General features: G+C 56.3%; 18 protein-coding genes and 1 riboswitch. Of the genes, 10 read left to right on the forward strand and 8 right to left on the reverse strand.

Annotation, left to right across the window (positions count from 1 at the left end):
• Positions 1 to 60 precede the first annotated feature (60 nt).
• The 6 genes from FPY71_RS13925 to FPY71_RS13950 form a co-directional block, all read right to left on the reverse strand.
• Positions 61 to 1,734: an ABC transporter permease gene (locus tag FPY71_RS13925; protein WP_149300900.1), complete on the reverse strand. Its 1,674-nt coding sequence runs from the start codon at positions 1,732 to 1,734 to the stop codon at positions 61 to 63.
• A 5-nt stretch (positions 1,735 to 1,739) separates the two neighbouring features.
• A complete protein-coding gene (locus FPY71_RS13930; RefSeq protein WP_149300901.1) occupies positions 1,740 to 2,687 on the reverse strand; it encodes an ABC transporter substrate-binding protein in 948 nt (315 codons plus the stop codon).
• 18 nt (positions 2,688 to 2,705) lie between these two features.
• Complete coding sequence (locus tag FPY71_RS13935; RefSeq protein WP_149300902.1) at positions 2,706 to 3,785, reverse strand: ABC transporter ATP-binding protein; 1,080 nt, start codon at positions 3,783 to 3,785, stop codon at positions 2,706 to 2,708.
• Positions 3,786 to 3,886: 101 nt separating this feature from the next.
• Entirely contained in the window at positions 3,887 to 4,192 is a 306-nt protein-coding gene (locus FPY71_RS13940; RefSeq protein ID WP_149300903.1) for a putative quinol monooxygenase, read from the reverse strand.
• On the reverse strand, positions 4,189 to 4,911 hold the full coding sequence (nanR, locus tag FPY71_RS13945; protein ID WP_149300904.1) for a transcriptional regulator NanR: 723 nt from the start codon (positions 4,909 to 4,911) through the stop codon (positions 4,189 to 4,191). Before nanR ends, FPY71_RS13940 begins: the two co-directional genes overlap by 4 nt.
• A 1-nt stretch (position 4,912) precedes the next feature.
• Positions 4,913 to 6,007: an Ldh family oxidoreductase gene (locus FPY71_RS13950; RefSeq protein WP_149300905.1), complete on the reverse strand. Its 1,095-nt coding sequence runs from the start codon at positions 6,005 to 6,007 to the stop codon at positions 4,913 to 4,915.
• Between the two features lie 159 nt (positions 6,008 to 6,166).
• Here FPY71_RS13950 and FPY71_RS13955 point away from each other — a divergent pair, with 159 nt between their 5' ends.
• The 3 genes from FPY71_RS13955 to FPY71_RS13965 are packed head-to-tail and all read left to right on the forward strand — an operon-like array spanning position 6,167 to position 8,936.
• The gene (locus tag FPY71_RS13955; protein WP_149301118.1) at positions 6,167 to 7,003 is read left to right on the forward strand and encodes an ABC transporter ATP-binding protein; all 837 of its coding nucleotides are present in this window, start codon (positions 6,167 to 6,169) and stop codon (positions 7,001 to 7,003) included.
• Positions 7,000 to 7,887: an ABC transporter permease gene (locus FPY71_RS13960; RefSeq protein ID WP_425457888.1), complete on the forward strand. Its 888-nt coding sequence runs from the start codon at positions 7,000 to 7,002 to the stop codon at positions 7,885 to 7,887. Before FPY71_RS13955 ends, FPY71_RS13960 begins: the two co-directional genes overlap by 4 nt.
• Before the next feature lie 41 nt (positions 7,888 to 7,928).
• A complete protein-coding gene (locus FPY71_RS13965; RefSeq protein WP_246160549.1) occupies positions 7,929 to 8,936 on the forward strand; it encodes an ABC transporter substrate-binding protein in 1,008 nt (335 codons plus the stop codon).
• A 69-nt stretch (positions 8,937 to 9,005) separates the two neighbouring features.
• On the opposite strand, the gene FPY71_RS13970 is transcribed toward FPY71_RS13965, so the two are convergent.
• Positions 9,006 to 9,890 (reverse strand): MurR/RpiR family transcriptional regulator, encoded by an 885-nt coding sequence (locus FPY71_RS13970; RefSeq protein WP_149300906.1) that lies wholly within the window; start codon positions 9,888 to 9,890, stop codon positions 9,006 to 9,008.
• A 273-nt stretch (positions 9,891 to 10,163) separates the two neighbouring features.
• Here FPY71_RS13970 and FPY71_RS13975 point away from each other — a divergent pair, with 273 nt between their 5' ends.
• The 7 genes from FPY71_RS13975 (at position 10,164) to FPY71_RS14005 (ending at position 17,920) form a co-directional block, all read left to right on the forward strand.
• Positions 10,164 to 11,753 carry an ABC transporter substrate-binding protein gene (locus tag FPY71_RS13975; RefSeq protein WP_149300907.1) on the forward strand — a complete coding sequence of 530 codons (1,590 nt, stop codon included), beginning with the start codon at positions 10,164 to 10,166 and terminating at the stop codon, positions 11,751 to 11,753.
• An 11-nt stretch (positions 11,754 to 11,764) separates the two neighbouring features.
• Positions 11,765 to 12,718: an ABC transporter permease gene (locus tag FPY71_RS13980; RefSeq protein WP_149300908.1), complete on the forward strand. Its 954-nt coding sequence runs from the start codon at positions 11,765 to 11,767 to the stop codon at positions 12,716 to 12,718.
• An 8-nt stretch (positions 12,719 to 12,726) separates the two neighbouring features.
• Positions 12,727 to 13,602, forward strand: a complete 876-nt coding sequence (locus FPY71_RS13985; protein ID WP_149300909.1) for an ABC transporter permease — start codon at positions 12,727 to 12,729, stop codon at positions 13,600 to 13,602.
• Between the two features lie 31 nt (positions 13,603 to 13,633).
• Positions 13,634 to 14,905, forward strand: coding sequence for a M20 family metallopeptidase (locus FPY71_RS13990; RefSeq protein WP_149300910.1), 1,272 nt, complete (start codon positions 13,634 to 13,636; stop codon positions 14,903 to 14,905).
• Between the two features lie 65 nt (positions 14,906 to 14,970).
• A complete protein-coding gene (locus FPY71_RS13995; protein WP_246160551.1) occupies positions 14,971 to 16,833 on the forward strand; it encodes an ABC transporter ATP-binding protein in 1,863 nt (620 codons plus the stop codon).
• Positions 16,834 to 16,870: 37 nt separating this feature from the next.
• On the forward strand, positions 16,871 to 17,227 hold the full coding sequence (locus FPY71_RS14000) for a RidA family protein (protein ID WP_149300912.1): 357 nt from the start codon (positions 16,871 to 16,873) through the stop codon (positions 17,225 to 17,227).
• 24 nt (positions 17,228 to 17,251) lie between these two features.
• On the forward strand, positions 17,252 to 17,920 hold the full coding sequence (locus FPY71_RS14005; RefSeq protein WP_149300913.1) for an isochorismatase family protein: 669 nt from the start codon (positions 17,252 to 17,254) through the stop codon (positions 17,918 to 17,920).
• A 23-nt stretch (positions 17,921 to 17,943) separates the two neighbouring features.
• On the opposite strand, the gene metE is transcribed toward FPY71_RS14005, so the two are convergent.
• Positions 17,944 to 20,280 carry a 5-methyltetrahydropteroyltriglutamate--homocysteine S-methyltransferase gene (gene metE, locus FPY71_RS14010; RefSeq protein WP_149300914.1) on the reverse strand — a complete coding sequence of 779 codons (2,337 nt, stop codon included), beginning with the start codon at positions 20,278 to 20,280 and terminating at the stop codon, positions 17,944 to 17,946.
• 102 nt (positions 20,281 to 20,382) lie between these two features.
• Positions 20,383 to 20,588, reverse strand: a riboswitch (cobalamin riboswitch).
• Positions 20,589 to 20,640 lie beyond the last annotated feature (52 nt).

The raw sequence follows: 20,640 nt of genomic DNA on the forward strand, positions 1-20,640 counted from the left end.
ATTATTGATTGATATTGGCGGACGTAAAACCGTTACACATTTTTTGCTTGCAGCGCTTTACTAATTCGCGCTCATTCGTCGCAAAACAGACATAAGCAGCAGCGGCAGCATGGTTGTCAGAAGAATGGTGATGAACGCCATTGCCATGCCAATGCCCACGGAGCCCTGTTCAAACTGCCGCCAGATAAAGCTGGCCGTGGTCATCATGCCCACCGGTGCCACCAGCAGTGACGCCACCAGCTCGCGCGAGGCTATGGCAAACACCAGAAGCATTGATGTTGCCAGACTGGGCAGTATCAAAGGCAGCATGATACGGCGAAACACCGTAATCGGTGTTGCTCCGCACACCCGCGCCGCCGCATCCAGATTGTCGCCAATCTGCTGAAAGGCCGCCGTAGCGTGCCGCACCGGCTGCGGCAGCAGGATGCACACATAGGCCAAAAGCAAAATCAATGCCGTATTGTAGGGCGTGATTGGCAAAAATGGCTGGTTCCACGCCAGGATCAGCCCGACAGCGACGACGACACCGGGCAGGGCATTGGGCAGGGCTGACAGAATATCCAGAAAACCACGCCCGCCGAAGCGCGACCGCACAACCACATAGGCGGAAACTGCACCCAGAAGCCCTGCAATCAGCGCAGTGGCAACGCCCAGCGTCAGCGAATTGGTCAAGGCGCGCAACGCTCCACCGCTGTCGTCCAGAATGGCGGCGAAGTTGTTCAACGACAAATTGTCTGGCGATAGTCCGCCGGAAATGGTGCGCGACAGTGCGGTGGCCAGAATGGCCAGCATCGGCAGGCCAGTGGCCAGAAAGGCGATGAACGTGAACAGCAGTGTGACCGGCACCGCCCACACGCCCAATGGTTTTTTTGCCTGTGCCTGGGGTTTGCCGCCCAATGTCTGGTAATTGCCGCGTGCCACTATGCGCCTTTGCAACATGAATGCACCCAGCGACATCAGCACAAGCAGAAGAGACATGACGGCCGCGCCCGGCAGATCGATCGGCCAGTCTGAAATACGATTATCAATTCCGGTGACCAGCACCTGGAAACCGAACCGGCTGCCAAGGGCGGCGGGGGTGCCATATTCCTCAATCGCCAGCGCGAAGACCAGCAACAGGCTGGCGGTCAGGCCCGGAATGGAAAGCGGCAGCGTGATGCGGAAAAAGGCGCGCAGAGGTTTCGCTCCGAAAAGCCTTCCAACATCAGCATAGCGCGCGCCAACAGTTTCCAGTGTGCGTGACATGGCAAAGTAAATCAGCGGAAAGCCGTTCATCGCCATGATGAAGACGACGCCGGGTACCGAGAACAGAAAAGAAGCCAGATGCAGGCCAAGCAACTGTTCCATATAGCCGCGCGGTTGCAGCGACATGATCCAGCCCAGAGTGGCGATGTAGGGCGGAATCATGAAGGGCACCAGCAGCACCACATCCCAGAACAGCGCAAACGGCACGCGGAAAAACGCGCGCAGAACAGCGAGTGGCAAGGCGATGAGCGCTGAAAGCGCCGCCACGGCTATGCCCAGCCCCAAGCTGTTGCCCGCCATGCGCAGAAGGGCAGGATCGGCCAGCGTTGAAAACAGGTGGGAAAAAGGTGCGGCGAGCGAGCCGCGCCCCAATTGCGGAAAAACCGCTTGCAGCACAATGAAGGCAAATGGAACTGCCACAACCACAACAAGTCCGCTGATCGCCAGCCAGCCCAGAGTGTTCCGATCTTCCGCTGCCTTCGCCGTCATCGCTTTTACTTGCCCAAAGCCTTTGAAAATTCAGCCAGGGTTTCGCTGCGCTTTCCATAAACGGCTTCAGCGTCAATTGGCAGGATTTTCAGATCGGCGATCAACGGCCGGTTGGCAGCAATGTCGGAACGGGCCGGCATCAGATAGGCGTCGGCAACAATCTTCTGCCCGGCATCGGAAAGCATGTAGTCGATGAACTGCTTTGCTTCGTCCTGTTGCTTTGACCAGTTAAGGATCATGGCGGGGCGGGGCGCAATAACGGTTCCGCTTTCCGGGAAAATAACCTCGATGGTTTCACCCTTGGCCTTGCCACTCAATGAAATATAGTCAACCGCACCGAACACCGCGGCTTTCGCACCCTGCAGCACAGGGTTCAGTGCTTCAGCATTGGCACCGGCAACAATGGCTCCATTGGCCGACAGGTTTTCAAACATTTCCCAGCCGGTTTCTGCCTGCAGGGCGGCAATCAGCTCAAATGTTGCGCCTGACTGTGCAGGGTCCGGCAGGTTGACCAGATCCTTATATTCCGGCTTGGCCAGATCTGCCCATTCGGCAGGCTTTGGCGTGTTGGATGTCGGGTTCCATGCAATAGCCAGAGCGGAAACGCCCTGTGCCACAGCAGTTTCAGTTTTGAGGAAATCCGGAACAGTGGCGGCATTCGGGCTGGCGTAAGGCACAAGCCAGCCGCGATTGGCGAAATCTGTCGCCGTGTCCCAGGACGCGGAAATCAGCACATCAACAACCGGGTTGGCCGCTTCCGCTTCCACCCGCGCCATGACCTTGCCGGTGGTGGCCTGAAACACTTCAACCTTGATGCCGGTTTCTTCAGTGAAGCCGCTTGCCAGCTTGTCGATCAAGCCGCCTGGACCTGCGGTGTACACGGTTATGTCAGCCATTGCCGTTGTGGCAAGAAGGCTCAGTCCCAACGTCAGAAGGGAAGGCAGAATACGCATGTCATGCTCCTCGTGAAATTAAGCTGCTACACCGGGAAACCAGCGCAGTTCTTCATGATTGATGGTCAGTCCAATGGTTTCACCCGGATGCAGCCGTTGCGGGCTTGTCACCTGAATGTCGAGATCCGTGCCATGCAGGCGAAGCGTTACCGCGTGGCCGTCGCCACGAAACTGCGAACGCAGGACCTGCCCTTTCAACGCGGCACCTTCCTTTGCGCCAATACGCATGGCCTTTGCTGCCAGTAGAACAGTTGCAAAAGCTGCATCGCCAGGTTCATGGTCGCCATTTGCAGCCAGAAGCACAGATGTGCCGTCAAGCTGCCAGCCATCGGCACAGCGCCGCACCGGCGCCACACAGCCCAGACGCAGAAATCCGGCAACAGTGGCTGTCGATGGTGCGGAAATCAGCTCTTCGGGCGGGGCAATCTGCTCGATCCTGCATTGATGCATAATGGCGACTTCGTCTGCCAGCGCAAAGGCTTCTGCCTGATCATGGGTTACGTAAACCGCCGTCAGCCCCAAAGAGGCGACCAGTGATGCCAGTTCACCAACCATGGATTCCCGCAACTCGCGGTCAAGGTTGGAGAGTGGCTCGTCAAACAGCACAAGAGGTGGTTCTGCAACAATGGCTCGCGCAATGGCAACGCGTTGCTGCTGTCCACCCGACATGTCGGACGGACGGCGCAAGCCCATGCTGGAAAGGCCAACCATGTCCAGAGCTTTGGCAACACGGCGCTGGCGCTCGGCCTTGCCCACACCACGCATTTCAAGGGGAAACGCAACATTGGCAGCCACACTCATATGCGGCCACAACGCGTAGTCCTGAAACACCATGCCAAGGCCGCGCGCCTCTGGCGGCATAAATTGGCCAGTTGCGGCATCGGCGGCCACCTTGCCGCCCAGTTCAATCCGGCCCTTTGTCGGGGCAATGAGCCCGGCAATCAACCGCAGCAAGGTGGTTTTCCCGCAGCCGGATGGGCCGAGCAGCGCCAGCACCTTGCCCTTATGCAGCCTTACATCAACTTCATGCAGGACCGTGTTGCCGGAATAGGCAAGTGAAAGCTTGTGAGCCTCAATGGCCGGGGGTGCTGAAAACATTTATGTGCCAAATCATAAGAACTGGTTTGGCACATATAGAGGTTGTGTGACAGGCGGGTGACATACCTATCGGCAGTTGCTTTACCGGCTAAGGCAGAGGGTCAGGCCGCTGCATCAGCCGTTGGCAGCAGGCGCCTGACGCGCTTGTCCGCAACCATATCTCCTATTGCGGCATCAAACAGTTTGAAGTGCTCGACCGACATGTGGTCCCTGAAAGCCGCTTCGTTTTCGTAGATCTCATAAAGTACGAATGTCTGCGGATTCTGGCTGCACGTCCAGACGTCAAACTGATGACATCCCGGTTCAACCTCGACCGACTTTTGGGCATTTTCAGTAACAAGCTGTGCGAACTCGTGTTCGTGCCCTGGCTTGATGTCAAACTCCACCAGTATTGTGTAAAGGCTCATTGCTCACCTGTCCTAGCATTCCAGTAATATCGGGCAACGGATTTCAAATGCGCTGCCATTTGCTTTTCGGCTTCGTCGGGGTCGCGGCTTGCAATGGCGTCATAAATTCGCCCATGCGCGGTGAATGCGTCTGCCATTGACCCTTCGGCTTTCAGCGACGTCAGTCTCTGCGAAGAAAGCCAGTCGGCAACTGCCTCATGCAGCGCCTCGAATATCGAATTCCGGCTCGTTCGGACCAATGCGCGGTGAAACTCCACATCGGTGTTTGCAAAACGCGGAAGGTCACCGATGGCGCTTTCATTCTGTTCAAGCGCCTGCTTCAGCATGGCGATGTCTTCCGCGCTCGCATTGCGGGCGGCATCACGGGCAAGGGCGGATTCCAGCAATATACGGGCGTCCTGGAATTCTTTTTCTCCACCATCATCGGCCAGCATGTGGCGCGCTGCGCCTGAAAGCTCGCTGACAAGGCGTATGGCGGATGGCCGCGTCACATAAGCGCGCTCACCATTGCGAATGGCAATAAGACCCATTCTCTGAAGCGCGAACAGAGCCTCCCGCACCGACGTCCGGCCAACCTGAAAGCGCTCCATCAATTCGCGCTCGGAAGGCAGCAGGCTGCCAGGTTGCAACTCGCCGCTGAACATCTGGTGTTCCAGACGCTCGACGATTTCCTCATACAGTTTTTTGCGACGGATCGGCTCTACTGGATGTGCGGTCATATTATTGAGCTGCAATCTCTTTGTAGCCTGCGCCTTCCAGATTGACCTGATAGCGTTCCGCAACCTCCTTGAGCTCGGCAAAGACCGCCATGCTCAGGGGAATTCCGGAAGAGCGTCGGCTAAGTAACGATAGGTGTTCTCTTTCTCCGGGCACGTAAATCCTGTCAACGCCGGTAGCGCGTCTCGCTCCGTGCATTTCTTCAATTGCCTTGCCCATCCGTTGTTTGAATATATCAACATCTTCAAACGAGGAAATGGGCAGCACTCCGAACAAATGACCGACATTCTGCGGTGTTGTCGTCTGTTCATACATGTGGGTGACCTCGCTGCCGAAAGCGGCCCCGGACAGCATGGAGCTCAAAAGCCCGACAGTCATTGTCAATGCATAGCCCTTGGGCCCTGCAATCGGCAGCACAAAGCCTTTCAGCGCTTCGACCGCGTCCGTTGTGGGAACGCCGTTTGCGTCGCTTGCCCAGTCTCCCGGAATGGGCGTGCCATCCTTGGCAGCCACAATGATTTTGCCACGTGCGGCAACGCTGCACGCCATGTCCAGAACTACCGGAAAATCCCGATCGGTTGGAAAAGCAATCGCAAACGGGTTGTTGCCAAGCATCGCCTCTGCGCCACCCCACGGTGTCATATGGTTTATGCCGCCAATGGTGAAGGAAAGACCGATCATGTCATGGCGTGCTGCCATTTCGACATAGTACGCCGCTGCGCCATAGTGGTTGCTGTTTCTGACGGACACAAAGGCGCAATCCCCGTCACGTGCCTTTTCGATTGCCAGTTCCATGGCATATTCGCCAACAATCTGGCCCATGCCGTTGTCGCCATCCATAACGGCAGTCGTGCGCGTTTCCCTTGCAAGCGAAACTTGCGGCGCGGGGTTGCTGCCGCCATCCTCAATGCGCTGCACATAGATGGGAAAACGAACAACCCCGTGTGATCCCACACCGCGCAGGTCCGCTTCAATCAGGTTTCTGGCAATACGGCCCGCTTCATGTGGCGGCACTTTCAGTTTTTCCAGCACGGTGGTGCAGAACCCGGTCAGTTCCGCTTCCGTCACCAAAACCTGTCCGCCGACTTCCAGTCCCATAACTGCTCTCCCGAACCTGCCACAAAATGCATCGGCCAATTGGTTGACCGACTGGTATGATAGGTCTATAGCTCTACCACCTTGAGTTTGTCTAGTGGTACGGGAGGGAAACGTGGAGTTACTTTCAGATGGAGGCATTCAGTCGTGCATGGTGAAACAATGAACGCCGTGCCTTCCAGAAGCTTCTCGGCACCTGCCAATGGCGCAGCAGCAGTGCAGCCTTTATTGCAGGTTGAAAATGCCACCATCCAGTACAAGACGCCGGAACATCTGGTTACGGCCACTTATCGGGTAGGGTTCGATGTCTATGAATCCGACCGCTATGTTATTCTGGGCCCGTCGGGCTGTGGCAAATCCACGCTTCTCAAGTCGGTTGGCGGGTTTCACCCGCCAGTGCAGGGCTCAATGAAAATCCGCGGCAAGGAAATTGTCGGTCCGGGTTCTGACCGGATGATGGTTTTTCAGGAATTTGAGCAGCTCATGCCCTGGAAAACGGTGCTACAGAATGTTCTGTTTCCCATGCGGGTGACCGGTAAGTATTCGAGGGCGGAATCGGTCGATCGGGCACGCTCAGCGCTCGATAAGGTCAATCTCGGAAAATTCATGAATGTTTACCCGCACATGCTGTCAGGCGGCATGAAGATGCGCGTTGCCATTGCCCGTGCGCTGGCAATGGAGCCAGACATTCTTCTGATGGATGAGCCATTTGCCGCGCTGGACGCTTTGACGCGTCGCAAAATGCAAAACGAGGTTCTGGAGCTTTGGGATCAGATAGGGTTCACGCTTCTGTTCGTCACCCATTCGATCGAGGAAGCCATCGTCATTGGCTCACGCATCCTCATTCTTTCACCCCATCCCGGCCAGGTGCGTGCAGAGCTGAATGCGCATGAGTTCAGCCATGCCAACAGCGATGACCCGGCGTTTGGCGCATTGTCGAAGAAAATCAACGGTTTCTTGTTTGAAGACGAGACAAATCTGGCAGGAGCGGGCCATTGAGCGCGACATCATCGCCGCAGGGCCGGCTTGTCATCCGCCCGGAAATAGAAATTGAAGCCTCGGATGCCGGTGGCATCGGCGATGTTGCGCGGCCGCTGCCGCTGACCGAACGGCTGATGAACAACACGGTGTTTCGGCGGGTCCTGGTTCTCGTCGGGCTGGCCGTTATATGGCAGCTTTACGCCATCTGGCTGGACAATCCACTTTTGTTCCCGACCTTTACCGAAACGGTCCGCACCTTCTGGGAGGACTTGATTGGCGGCGTTTTGATTCCGCGCACAGTCACGTCGCTGCGGGTTCTGTTGATCGGCTACGGCATCGGCCTGGTGCTGGCTGTTGTCATTACCACTCTGGCGGTTTCCAGCCGGATTGGAACCGACCTTCTGTCCACGCTGACCGCTATGTTCAACCCACTGCCTGCCATTGCTCTTTTGCCGCTGGCATTGATCTGGTTCGGCCTCGGTGTGCCGTCTCTGGTCTTTGTTATCGTGCACTCCGTTCTGTGGGCTGTTTCGCTGAACGCCAATTCCGGGTTCCGCTCGGTATCTGAAACACTACGTATGACCGGTCGCAACTACGGCCTGAATGGCGTGCGTTACGTGGTTTACATACTCATGCCAGCAGCCTTTCCAGCTATTCTGACAGGATTGAAAATTGGCTGGGCTTTCGCCTGGAGAACATTGATCGCCGCGGAGCTGGTTTTTGGTGCTTCGTCGCGTTCCGGCGGCCTTGGCTGGTATATTTTCGAGGCACGCGCAGAGCTTTTGACCTCGCAGGTCTTTGCCGGGCTGTTCACCGTTATTCTCATTGGCCTGTTTGTCGAGTCCGTCATCTTCCGCTTCATCGAGGCGCGGACGGTGCAGCGCTGGGGCATGCAAAAATAATCAGCAATATTACGAAAACGACTGCAAGGGAGGAGATTTTTATGAAACTGAATCGACGCGCCATTTTGATGGCGGCAACTGCGCTGGGTCTGATGACACATGGTGCGAGTGCGGAAGTCAGCACAATCCGCGCTGCTCAGCAATATGGGCTCAGCAGCCTGCCGCTGATCATCATGGAAGATCAGAAACTGGTGGAAAAACACTCGGAAGCACTTGGCTCTCCGGTGACGGTTGAGTGGGTGCAACTGGGTGGCCCGGGTGCAATGAATGAGGCAATTGTTTCGGGCGATCTGGACTTCGGATCCGCTGGCATGCCCTCACTGCTGACGCTTTGGGACAGGACAAAGGGAACCCGGCGGGAGGTGCGGGGCATTGGCGCAGTTATTGAAATGCCAATGGACCTGATGACAACCAACCCGGACGTCAAGTCGATTGCCGATTTCAAGGAAAACGACAAGATTGCAGTGACTACGATCAAGGTTTCAAATCAGGCTCTGCTGCTGCAAATGGCCGCTGCCGCGGAATTTGGTGATGAGAATTATGAGCAGCTTGATCCGTTGACCGTATCGTTGCCGCATCCGGAAGCAACATCCATGCTTCTGTCTGGCGGCGGAGTAATAACGGCGCATTTCTCGGCTTTGCCGTTTCAGTTTGCACAGGCAAAGGCTGACGGTGTTCACACAGTAACCAGCAGCTATGACATTCTTGGCGGTCCGGCAACCAACGTGGCTGCCTTTACAACAAGCCAGTTCCGGGACGCCAACCCCAATGCTTACAAAGCCTTTGTTGGCGCGCTGAACGAAGCGGCAGGGATCATCAATGCGGACAAGCGCGCGGCAGCCGAGACCTTCAAGCGCGTTTCCAACAGCCAGGAATCGGTGGAAGATATTCAGGCGATGCTGGACGACCCTCGTGTGGCCATTACCACCACACCGCGTCAGACATTGAAGATCGCGCAGTTCATGCACCAGATCGGTCGTCTGAAAACCGATCCGCAGAATGTTCAGGACTATTTCTTCGAAGATGTCAGCCTGGAAGGCGGCAGCTAAGGCCTGACCTGGCTTTTTGTCCATAACCTTCGGCGGCGGGGCTCAGCTCCGCCGTTTTGCGTTATATACTCAGTCGCCAATTGGCTGCTGGCTTGTCGGGCCGTGGTGCGCAATCAGCATTGCCCGGAGGCGGCGCAGCTTGGGTGCCGACTTTTCCAGTCTCCTGGTCGCCACCATTGTTGTAAGACAATCCAGCACGAAAAGCTGACCGTAACGGCTGCGATGTGGAATTTGAACGTGCCGTTCATGATCTGGAATATCCAGTGGAAGTAAAACTGTGCACATTGCCGCGAGGTCAGATTGCGGACGGGTTATTGTAATGACCGTTGCGCCGTTGGCGCGCGCAGCCTCTGCACTGTCAACCAATGAAGCCGGGCGCCCGGTAACGGAAAAAATTACGAGCACATCCTTCGCCGTGCACAGCCCTGCCGCCATTCTCTGGCGATAAGGGTCCACAATCGTGCTGACATGAACATCATAGCGGAACAGGCGGTTTTCTGCCTCGGCAGCAAGATTGGCCGAGCTGCCGCCCACCCCCATGCAAAAAACTCGTTCCGCGGTGTCAATGGCGTTGGCGGCCTTTTCCAGCGCAGCGGAATCTCGTTGTGCATAGGCATAGGCCAACGCTTGTGCGGCGGTGTCGTAAACCTTGAAGGCAACGTCATCGGGCTTTTGCGGCGGCGCGTCATCGTCTGAAAAAACAAACATGCTGGCAATTGCCACATCCTGCGAAAGCCGCCGCTTGAAATCGGGAAATCCGTCGCAACCCAGACGACGTACAAAGCGCATTACAGTTGGCTCGCTGGTCTGGGCTGCCGCGGCCAGGTCTTTGATAGCAAGCCTTGACACGGTATCCGAGTCGCGGAGGATGACCTCAGCTACGCGGTGCTCGGCTTTGCTGAAAGACCGCAGCCCATCGCGAATGCGATCCAAAATGCTGACAGGGACTCTCATTCATTCTCCGCGACATGCTTTTTCTTTGGCCTGTATTAGCTGGCGGACATGCTGTTGGTCAATCATTCCATACGTTTACGGACGGCAAAAAGCTCAAGAATTTAGTAATTTTACACCATAATTAAATACGTAAAATACTGAAATAATATATGTTTTTGTATATGCCCAAATTATTGCCGTGCACAAAATGTAATTTTTGCGTTGTAAAATTACACAAGCGTGTTAGCGTTTTTGGGGGCCGGGATCGCTGGCGGTAAACGGAAGGGGAATGACATGCCGAATGTGACGCGTCGTCAGTTTGCCATTGGGGCAAGCATCCTGGGAATTGCTGCGTGGGCATCCAGTGAGTTGAAAATCCTGATCTCAGAGGCGCAGGCGCAGGGCGTAAAGCGGGTTACGCACGCAGTATCGGCCGGTGACATTAACTCCCTTGATCCGACACTTGCATGGGTGTCGGCCGAAGCGCCTATCAACCCGGTTATCATGGAGGGGCTGGTTGCCTATCCGCCCGGCACGGTTTCAACCGAATTTGTGCCTGCACTGGCTGAAAGCTGGACCGTGTCCGATGATGGCCATGTTTATACTTTCAAGCTCCGTGAAGGAGTTAAGTGGCATGGCGAATTTGGTGAATTCACCTCGGAAGATGTGAAGTTCACACTGGATCGATATAGTGACAAGGATGTTTCGCCTTGGGCTTCCGCCTATGACAACGTGGAATCCGTAGAGGTTGATGGCCCGTATGGTGTGGTGATCAGTCTGAAATCGGCGGATCCGTTTTTTCTGGCAAATCTGGCAAGCGACACGGAATCCGTGGGGCTGATGCTTTCCAAAAAAGCCTTTGACGCGCGTGGCGCGGCTGAGATGCGCCTGAACCCTATAGGCACCGGACCTTTCGCGTTTAAAGAATATGTTCCCAAAGACCGCATCGTCATGGTGCGCCATGATGACTACTGGGGTGGTACGCCCAAGCTGGATGAGGTGGTCGTCCGGTTCATGCCCAGCTCCTCGGCACGTGAACTTGCCATGCGCACGGGTGAAATCGACAGCATGCGCGCCGCGTTGGACGGCCAGGTTCTGGCTCGTCTCGGGCAACAGGGCTTTCTGATTGACAGCAAAGGCCCGGAAATCAACTGGTGGCTCCACATCAACACGCGGCAGGCTCCGCTGGATGATATACGCGTGCGCCGGGCAATCAGTCTTGCCATTAACGGCGATGAGTTCCAGGCGCTTCTGGGGGATGTCGCCACGCCCTCGGTTGCAATGGTTGGTCCGGCCTATTTCGGTGCACTTTCGGCAGAAGACTTTCCGGAAGAATTGCGGCGCCGCTATGATCCGGAGGCGGGCAGACAATTGTTGGCTGAAGCCGGCCATGGCGATGGCCTCAAGCTTTCAATGGTGATCAGCGAGCGCGATGACTACCGCCAGATGATGGTGCTGATGCAGGATCAGTTGAAGCGGGTTGGAATTGACCTTGAGTTGAACCGCGTGGATCACGCTTTTTACCATAGCCAGATAGTGCAGCATACGAACCCGCTGATCCTGTTTGGTGACATTACCTACCCTAACGCCGAGATATTATTGCAGCGAGCCTTCAAAACTGGCGCTACCCGCAACTTTTCCGGGATTTCCAGCCCGGAACTGGATGAGTTGCTAAACAAGATTTCCAACAGCCCTGATCTGGACGAGCGTGCTGAACTGCTGAAGGATGCGCAATTGTATATTGCGGAACAGGCCGTGCTGGTGCCAACGGTGTTTACTGGCCAGCCACTGGTGCGCAACCAGCGAGTTTCGCTGGGCTACGATCTCAAATCCTCGCTGGCGCTTGAATACCGCTACTCACACCTTGCCGACGTCCAAGGTTGAAGCGCTGAGCCATGCAAGGTGGATTCTCATTTTTCTTCCGTCGGCTATTGCGGGCGCTCATCACCATGTGGGTGGCTGTCAGCGCAATATTCTTTGCGCTGCGCACCATCCCGGGTGATGCGGCAGATGCCATGATGGGCCAGCAGATGAGTGCCGAAGGCGCAGAGCTAATTCGGCGACAGCTTGGCCTCGATCAGCCGGTCATTTCGCAGTATCTCTCGTTTATGGGCGATCTCTTGCGGGGCGACCTTGGTCTTTCCATGGCTATTGGCAAACCAGTGTCAGAACTGCTCTGGCAGGTTGCCCCCTTTACTGCAGTTGTGGTGATCGGTGCTTTGGTAATTGGTTCCGGCATTGGCATTCCGCTTGGTATTTCCGCTGCCAAACGGCGCAATTCCATGATCGACATGATTGCCAGGACCTTGTCTCTGACCGGTCTTGTCATTCCAGGCTTTATTGTCGGCATTCTTCTGATGATACCGTTCGCAGTCTGGCTGGGCTGGTTTCCGCTGGTTGGGGGCGGTGATGCCCACGATTTCTGGAGCCTTCTCTATTATGGGACTTTGCCGGCGCTTGCCGGAGGTTTGGGAATGGCCGCCTATATGACCCGGCTGACTCGCGCCTCGGTGCTGGATCTCATGAGTGAGGACTTTGTCCGCACGGCTCGTGCCAAGGGACTCTCGGAAAACACCGTGTTTTACCGCCATGTGCTGCGAAACGCGCTGGTGCCAATCGTCACCTTTCTGGGGCTCTACACAGTCATCATGATTGGCGATTCCATTGCCATTGAAATTGTTTTTTCCCGCCCCGGCTTCGGTCGGCTGATTTTGGGTGGCATCACCCAGCGGGACTACACGCTGCTGCAATCGGTGCTTCTGGTCTACGTGATTGTAGCGCTTATCGTGAACTTTGTGGTCGATCTGCTGTATGTCTGGATAGACCCTCGTATCAAACTGAGCATGTGAGGGTCGCCATGGTTGATGTTCCTGTTGCGCCCCCGGTTGAAACTCGTGGAACTGCCAGTGCACTGCGAGCTGCGCTGGGCAATCCGCTTGCCATGGTGGGCATCATAGGCTGCGGCTTGCTTTTGCTTGTTGCGGTGTTCGGGCCAATGTTGGCCCCTTATGATCCGATAGATCAGAATATTCTTGCCCGCTTCGCTGCACCTTCTGCAGCTCATTGGCTGGGTGCGGATGAGTACGGCCGTGACATGCTGTCTCGAATTCTCTATGCCAGCCGCGCCTCGATCTTCATTGCCTTGAGCTCGGTCATCATCAGCCTTGTGCTTGGCGTGGCACTGGGAATTCTTGCAGCCTATCATGGCGGCATCCTGGATGCGCTTCTGTCGGAGCTTGCCAGTCTGCTTCTTGCATTTCCAACAATTGTCATTGGCATTCTGGTTCTGGTTTCGCTTGGGCCTGGCTCGTTCAACGTTGTCATCGCGCTGGCTTTGTCCTTTGTGCCCCGGTTTATCCGGCTGGCCAAAGCCGAGGCGCTTGTCATCATGCAGCGCAGCTTTGTCGAAGCGTCACGCGCGGCTGGTGCGCGCGATGTCTGGATCATGTTCAAGCACATTCTGCCAAACGTCGTAGGCACAGCCATTGTCAGCGGTGCATTGTGGACAGCCACGGCGTTGCGGGCAGAAGCAACCCTGAGCTTTCTGGGACTTGGCGTACCGCTGCCATGGCCAAGCTGGGGCAATCTGGTGGCGGATGGCATGCCCAACATGTTCAGCAATCCTGAACTTGTGCTGTTCCCCTGCCTTGCCATCGTTTTCGCCGTCATCGCCTTCAACATTCTGGGAGATGCGCTGCGCGATTACTTCGATCCACATCTTGCCGGCCGCTAAATGCCGCACAGCTTCAAGAAGGTAATGTCTGATGTTCTCGCCTGATAAAAATGAGTCCGGCAGCGCTTTGCCAGAGGCTGTTGCCCGGCATCTGGATGCAGACGAACTGCTACGCCTGACGAGCGATATTCTGGCCATTGAATCGCACCGCAATGCACCCGGGCATGAAACGCCGGTGGCCACACATATTCGCGATGTCCTGCGCAGTGAAGGGATCGACGCTGAGTTGAAGGATGTCTGCGATGGGCGCTGCAATGTCATTGCCGTTCTACCGGGAACAGGCAGCGGCCCAACTCTGATGTTCAACGGCCATATCGATACAGTGCCTCCGGGCGATATGCCGCGTGCATTTGAACCTCACATAGTGGGTGGCAATTTGTTTGCCCGAGGGGCATGTGACATGAAGGCGGGTGTCGCTGCGCAGTATTATGCCATGATTGCGCTGAAGCGCGCTGGAGTTCCGCTTGCCGGAGATTTGATCTTTACCGGCGTAGTCGGCGAAGAAGACGGCACAAGTGAAGGCTCCCTGGATGTTATAGCCAATGGCCCGAAGGCGGACATGGTTGTGGTGGCGGAGCCCAGTGATCTGGACGTGATCGTTGCCCACAAAGGCTTTGACTATTACCGCATCGAGGTGGAAGGAGTGCCAACGCATTCCAGTCGCCCGACCAACGGCGTCAGCGCTATTTACAAGGCTGCCAACATTATCACAGCCATTGAGGAGCGGTTGATACCGCGGACCAATGAGCGCCTGCACCAACTGTTGGGGGCAGCATCGGTCAATGTTTCAGCCGTTATCGGCTATGCCCGCAATGAAATGGTGACGGCAGTGCGCCGCGCACCCGGCGACAAGCCTGCTGGCGCAGTGGTGCCGGATATCTGCACCATCTACATGGACCGGCGCCGAATTCCGGGAGAAACACTGGCGGAAATCGAGGCTGGCTTCGAAGCATTGCTGAACGAGTTGCGTGCGGCCGATCCCAGCCTGGATGCAAAACTGTTTTTTACTCCGGGCAGTGAAGATCTTTACTCGCATCCGCCGCTGGATACAGACCCTTCCCACCCGCTGGTGACGGAATGCCTGAGGCTGGCCGCCCAAGAGGTCGGTATTCCGCCCGTGCCAAAGGGTGTGCCTTACTGGTCAGATGCGGCACTTTTTAACGCCATGCAAGGCACGCCTGCAATTGTGTTTGGTCCGGGACATATTGGTGTGGCCCATTCCAACAGTGAATTCGTGCCCGTTCATGAGTTGATCAAGGCCGCGCGTGTGAATGCAGGATTGGCACTTTCCCTGCTGTCGTAAGGGTGCAGCATTTTTATGCTGCACCGCAACATAAATCAATGTGCTCTGTCGTGAGGGAAATCTGGATGTCTGTTCACCTTGAAGCGCCCATAGCGGCAGAAAGCCCGGTTCTTGCTGTCAGGGAACTGCGCACCTCGTTTCTAAGTGGCGGTGAATGGCGGTCAGTGGTCAAGGGAATCTCTTTTGACGTAAACCCGCGTGAAACTGTTGCGCTGGTTGGCGAGTCCGGCTCTGGCAAAAGTGTCACTGCACTGTCGATCATGCGCTTGATTGAGCAAGGGCAGGGGCGCTTGTCCGGGCAGGTCGAACTGGAAGGCCGCGACCTCCTCGCACTTCCCGATAAGAGCATGCAACAAGTGCGCGGCCGCGACGTGGCGATGATTTTTCAGGAGCCGATGACCAGTCTTAATCCGGTGCTGAAGATCGGGTTTCAAATTGGTGAGGCGCTGGTGCGCCACCGCGGGATGTCGCGAGCTGCCGCAGAAGCCGAAGCGTTGCGCCTTCTGGAACGGGTGCGCATCCCATCGGCAAAGGAGCGACTGGCAGATTTTCCGCATCGCCTGTCAGGCGGCATGCGCCAACGGGTCATGATTGCAATGGCACTGGCCTGCCGTCCGAAATTGCTCATTGCTGATGAGCCGACAACCGCACTGGACGTAACTATCCAGGCCCAGATTCTTGAGCTTATCAGAATGCTTCAGGAGGAAGAGGGCATGTCGGTGCTGTTTATCACCCATGATATGGGGGTGGTTGCTGAAATCGCCGACAAGGTGGTGGTCATGTTTCGCGGGGATGTTGTGGAAACAGGACCGACGGAAAAAATATTCTCCGCGGCAAGTCACCCTTATACACGTGCCCTTATGGCCGCCGTTCCGCGGCTAGGGGCAATGAGCGGCAAACCCTCACCTCTGCGCTTTCCTATTGTGGACCCGGAGAGCGGTAAGAGCTCAACGGCCGTGCCGTTGCCTGATACAGTGGCACATGACAAACCGCCAGTTCTGCAGGTCAGCAACCTGACAACGCGGTTCGACATCCGCCGGGGCCTTTTGCAGAAAGTGATCGGCCGGGTGCATGCGGTTGAGAATGTTTCCTTTGACCTGCGTGCTGGCGAAACCCTGTCGCTGGTAGGGGAATCCGGCTGCGGCAAGTCCACAACCGGTCGTTCTATCGTACGGCTCGTTGATCCGGTGTCCGGCTCCATCAAAATGGATGGCGCGGAAATTGTCCGCCTGGAAGGCAAGGAGCTGCGGCAACGCCGCCGCGCCATGCAAATGATTTTTCAGGACCCGATGGCCAGCCTGAACCCGCGCATGCGGGTAGGCGAATCCGTTGCCGAGCCGCTGCTGGTCAATAATATCTGCACAGCCAGACAAGCGGTGGAGAAAGTGGCAGATGCATTGAAACGTGTCGGTTTGCAGCCAGAAATGGCCCGGCGTTTTCCGCACGAATTTTCCGGTGGTCAGCGCCAGCGCATCTGCATTGCACGCTCACTCGTTCTGGATCCGCAATTGATCGTGGCAGATGAATCGGTTTCAGCTCTGGACGTATCCATCAAAGCGCAGATCATCAATCTGATGCTGGATTTGCAGGAAAGCCTGGGACTTTCCTATCTTTTCATTTCTCACGACATGGCAATTGTAGAGCGGGTCAGTCACCGGGTGGCGGTAATGTATCTGGGTGAAATTGTTGAAGTCGGGCCACGTGATGCGGTGTTCGGGAATCCGCAACACCCATACACCAAGCGGCTTATATCTGCGGTGCCTGTGCCAGACCCAACCCAGCGTCGTATGCGCTTGGGGCTTTCGGACGAGGAAATCAAAAGCCCGATCCGGCCCCCGGATTTTCAACCGCCTCAGCGCCATTACGCCGAGATTTCGCCGGGCCATGTGGTTCAAGACTGGCAGCACTGGCCCTCTGCCGCCGCATAGATCTGCAAGCCCAACAACAGAGTAGAGGATAAAGACCATGCTGACACGCCACCACACCTCCCACCGCTTGTCGCGCTGTGTGGAATATAGTCTGAGTGGAACTATGGTCGTCACCGCCGGAGAGGTGGCCGACGATCTGTCCGCCGACATTATCGGCCAGACGCGCGACGTTTTGACGAAGATTGACGGGCTGCTGGCCGATGCGGGAACTGACAAGAACAACCTTGTCGCAGCTTATATCTGGCTTCCCAGCATATCAGATTTTGATGCCATGAATGCCGTTTGGGACAAATGGCTGCCGGAAGGCAAGGCGCCGGTGCGGGCCTGCGTGGAGGCGCGCCTGGCAAACCCGGCCATCAGGGTTGAAATTCAGGTCTACGCACTCAAACCGTGACATTCAGCACAGGAGGCAATTCTCATGACTTATGAAGCAGAAGTGCGGCCCAGCTATTTGCTGCATGGCTTTGGCGGCCGGATCGGGTTCGGCCAACGCCCCGCTTTGGTTGTGATCGATCTTGCGCGTTCATGGCTGGACGAAAGTTCGCAACAGGGTTCCTGCCGGCTTGAGCCCGTGCTTGAACACACACTGTCTGTGCTAGCCGCAGCGCGAGAAGCCGGGCACCCGGTGTTTTTTACAACAATGCAGCCGGACCCGGTGGACGTCAGGGGGCCAATTGGCCGTAAAATGTTGCAGATGAGCAGTCCCAGGGCGCTTGCGACCGCTGCCAGCATGGCGGAACTGGACCCACGCCTGGAACGAAGGAACGATGAACCATTGTTTGTGAAGGCGCGGGCTTCGGCTTTCTGGGGCACTCCGTTTGATGCCTATCTGAATGCGCGTGGTGTGGACACACTCATCATTACCGGGTGCAGCACAAGCGGTTGCATACGCGCAACCGCGGAAAGCGCAATCAACCGCAATCTGCACTCCATTATCGTAAGGGAAGCAGTGGGTGATCGTTCGCCAACGGCGCATGAGGCTAATTTGACCGATATTGACTTGCGTTACGGGGACGTTGTGACAGTGGCAGAAACAGTTGCCTATCTGCGCGCCACTACAGCAGAAAAGTTTGTGCAGCCGGGTTAGATAGTCCGGCTGCACTCGCACCATCAAGCGTTGCAGACGCTGCGCAATTGGCGCGCCGCCGCAACCATGTTGACCAGTGCAGGGCGAACCTCTTCCCATCTGCGGGTTTTCAGGCCGCAATCAGGATTGACCCATAATTGTGCCGGCGCAATGTGCTGTTGTGCCAATTCCAGCAGACTGGTCATTTCTCCCACTTCCGGCACGCGCGGGGAGTGGATGTCATAAACCCCAGGTCCAATTTCATTTGGGTAGCTGTAGGTTTTGAACGCGTCCAGCAGTTCCATGCGTGAGCGGGACGTTTCAATGGAAATGACATCAGCGTCCATGTCCGCAATGGCGTCGATGATCTGGTTGAACTCCGAATAGCACATATGCGTGTGGATCTGCGTTGTATCAGCCACGCCGCTGGAGCACAGACGGAAAGCACCAACCGCCCAGTCGAGATAGGGCTTCCACTCGGCTTTTCGCAACGGCAGACCTTCGCGCAGCGCGGCTTCGTCAATCTGTATGATGCTGGCGCCGGCCTGTTCCAGATCCGCAACCTCATCCCGAATGGCCAGCCCTATCTGCTGACAAACTGCGCTCCGCGGAAGATCGTCCCGCACAAACGACCAGTTCAGAATTGTAACCGGTCCGGTCAGCATGCCTTTGACGGGCTTGCTCGTTTGCGATTGCGCATATCGCCACCAGCTTACAGTCATGGGTCGCATCCGGGCGACATCACCGAAAATGACAGGCGGGCGCACATAGCGCGAGCCATAACTTTGCACCCAGGCGTGGCGGGTGAACGCAAAGCCGGAAAGCTGCTCGCCGAAATACTGCACCATGTCGTTGCGCTCGAATTCGCCGTGCACCAGAACGTCCAGGCCGATCTCTTCCTGCCAGACAATCGCCGCTCTTGTTTCCTGCTTGAGAAACTCTTCATAAGCCGCGTCATCCCAGTCGCCCCTGGCATGCGCTGCGCGCGCCTTACGGACCTCCCATGTCTGCGGAAAGGAGCCAATTGTTGTGGTGGGAAAAGCCGGCAATTGCAGTTTTGCGTCTTGCTGCTTCTGGCGTTCAGCAAAGTTCTGCTTTCGCCTCAAAAGCGCTGGGTCGATGTTTTGCAAACGGGCTTGCACCTGCCGATTGTGCGTCTTTGAGGATGAGCGGCGAGCCGACGCAACCGCATCTGCCTCTGCCAATTCGGCAGATACGGTGTGGCGACCGTGCGAAAGAGCCTTGGCCAGAATGGTCAGCTCGTCCATTTTCTGCACGGCAAATGACAGCCATGAGCGCACATCTGCGTCGAGGTCGGTTTCCAGCTCCAGATCGATTGGAACATGCAGAAGTGATGAGGCGGCGGCAATTTCCACATTGTCCCTGCCGCGTTCGGCAATGATCGGCTGTATACGATCGAGAATGGAATTCAGGTTTGCACGCCAGATGTTGCGCCCATCAATGACACCAAGAGACAGCACCAGATCATGCGGTGCACAGTCCAACAGATCAGCCAACTGTTCCGGTGCGCGAACCAGATCCGCATGGAAGCCCGCCACCGGAAGCGACAGGGCTGTGGTAAGATTGTCGGCCGGTGCGCCGAAATAAGTCGCCAGCATGATTTTTAACTCTGGCGCGGCTTTCGCCAGTTCCTCATAAGCATAGCTAAAAGCGCTGCGTTCATTGGGAATGAGATCAAGCACCAGGGCCGGCTCATCAATCTGAACCCAATCCGCTCCGGCTGCCGCCAGTTTTTGCAGCAATTGCACATAGATCGGAAGCAGTTTTGGCAGCAGGGAAAGCGGCGTGAAGCCCTCATCCACGGATTTGCCCAGCTTCAGAAAACTGACCGGACCAAGAAGGACAGGGCGGGTGTGGATGCCAAGTGCACGGGCCTCCAGAAAATGCTCCACCGGCTTTTTAGATGTCAGTGCAAAGGCCTGATCATCGGAAAATTCGGGCACCATGTAATGATAATTGGTGTCGAACCATTTGGTCATTTCCAGCGCAGCCACGCCGTGACCATGTGGCTTGCCACAGCAATGCTGATCCGTATCGATTTGACCGCCCCGCGCCATGGCAAAATATGTGTCGAGTGGAACTTCCCCGCTATGCCAGCCGTAAGTCGGCGGAACCGCCCCAACCATGACCGCCGTGTCCAGCACATGATCATAGAGCGAGAAATCATTGGACGGAATCCGGCTTATCCCCCTGTCGCGCTGCTCCCGCCAGTTGGCGGCGCGCAACGATCTGGCAATGGCGAGCAATTCCTCGCTGGTTGATTTTCCGGACCAATAGCTTTCAAGCGCAAACTTCAGCTCTCTGCGCCGACCAATTCGCGGCACGCCCAATGTTGCGGTGGTGATAGGTGTTTCAGTCATTGCATCCCCGATGCTGTTGGGGCATTGGGGCGCGCAAACGAAAAGGCGCACGACCCGAATGTCGGACCCGTCGCACGCTATCTCGCCGGGACACCCCGCCCGTTGAACCTGTTTGTCAAGGCAGGTCTCCTGGCTCACGGGTCGCAACTTTCGCCCGTCTTCCCGGAATTTGACTCCCAGTGACACAGGTGGACGAAAGCTCACCGCTTACAGTTGCGGGGGCAGCACCGGCATTGCAAAGGCGCACCGGTTTCCCTCTTAGCTCCACGGCTTGATAGCCGCAAAGAACCATGACGCGTTCAGAATGCGCACTGATTTTTCAAAGAGTCAAGAATGACATAAAGAAATGTGCATATCTTT

The sequence above is a fragment of the Aureimonas fodinaquatilis genome (assembly GCF_008369445.1).
Lineage (GTDB): Bacteria > Pseudomonadota > Alphaproteobacteria > Rhizobiales > Rhizobiaceae > Aureimonas > Aureimonas fodinaquatilis.

What these genes read in the sequence shown, in the direction of transcription:
- FPY71_RS13925 (WP_149300900.1), bottom strand. Translation starts at nt 1,734, where the DNA reads ATGACGGCGAAGGCAGCGGAAGATCGGAACACTCTGGGCTGGCTGGCG.
- FPY71_RS13930 (WP_149300901.1), bottom strand. Translation starts at nt 2,687, where the DNA reads ATGCGTATTCTGCCTTCCCTTCTGACGTTGGGACTGAGCCTTCTTGCC.
- FPY71_RS13935 (WP_149300902.1), bottom strand. Translation starts at nt 3,785, where the DNA reads ATGTTTTCAGCACCCCCGGCCATTGAGGCTCACAAGCTTTCACTTGCC.
- FPY71_RS13940 (WP_149300903.1), bottom strand. Translation starts at nt 4,192, where the DNA reads ATGAGCCTTTACACAATACTGGTGGAGTTTGACATCAAGCCAGGGCAC.
- nanR (WP_149300904.1), bottom strand. Translation starts at nt 4,911, where the DNA reads ATGACCGCACATCCAGTAGAGCCGATCCGTCGCAAAAAACTGTATGAG.
- FPY71_RS13950 (WP_149300905.1), bottom strand. Translation starts at nt 6,007, where the DNA reads ATGGGACTGGAAGTCGGCGGACAGGTTTTGGTGACGGAAGCGGAACTG.
- FPY71_RS13955 (WP_149301118.1), top strand. Translation starts at nt 6,167, where the DNA reads ATGAACGCCGTGCCTTCCAGAAGCTTCTCGGCACCTGCCAATGGCGCA.
- FPY71_RS13965 (WP_246160549.1), top strand. Translation starts at nt 7,929, where the DNA reads ATGAAACTGAATCGACGCGCCATTTTGATGGCGGCAACTGCGCTGGGT.
- FPY71_RS13970 (WP_149300906.1), bottom strand. Translation starts at nt 9,890, where the DNA reads ATGAGAGTCCCTGTCAGCATTTTGGATCGCATTCGCGATGGGCTGCGG.
- FPY71_RS13975 (WP_149300907.1), top strand. Translation starts at nt 10,164, where the DNA reads ATGCCGAATGTGACGCGTCGTCAGTTTGCCATTGGGGCAAGCATCCTG.
- FPY71_RS13980 (WP_149300908.1), top strand. Translation starts at nt 11,765, where the DNA reads ATGCAAGGTGGATTCTCATTTTTCTTCCGTCGGCTATTGCGGGCGCTC.
- FPY71_RS13985 (WP_149300909.1), top strand. Translation starts at nt 12,727, where the DNA reads ATGGTTGATGTTCCTGTTGCGCCCCCGGTTGAAACTCGTGGAACTGCC.
- FPY71_RS13990 (WP_149300910.1), top strand. Translation starts at nt 13,634, where the DNA reads ATGTTCTCGCCTGATAAAAATGAGTCCGGCAGCGCTTTGCCAGAGGCT.
- FPY71_RS13995 (WP_246160551.1), top strand. Translation starts at nt 14,971, where the DNA reads ATGTCTGTTCACCTTGAAGCGCCCATAGCGGCAGAAAGCCCGGTTCTT.
- FPY71_RS14000 (WP_149300912.1), top strand. Translation starts at nt 16,871, where the DNA reads ATGCTGACACGCCACCACACCTCCCACCGCTTGTCGCGCTGTGTGGAA.
- FPY71_RS14005 (WP_149300913.1), top strand. Translation starts at nt 17,252, where the DNA reads ATGACTTATGAAGCAGAAGTGCGGCCCAGCTATTTGCTGCATGGCTTT.
- metE (WP_149300914.1), bottom strand. Translation starts at nt 20,280, where the DNA reads ATGACTGAAACACCTATCACCACCGCAACATTGGGCGTGCCGCGAATT.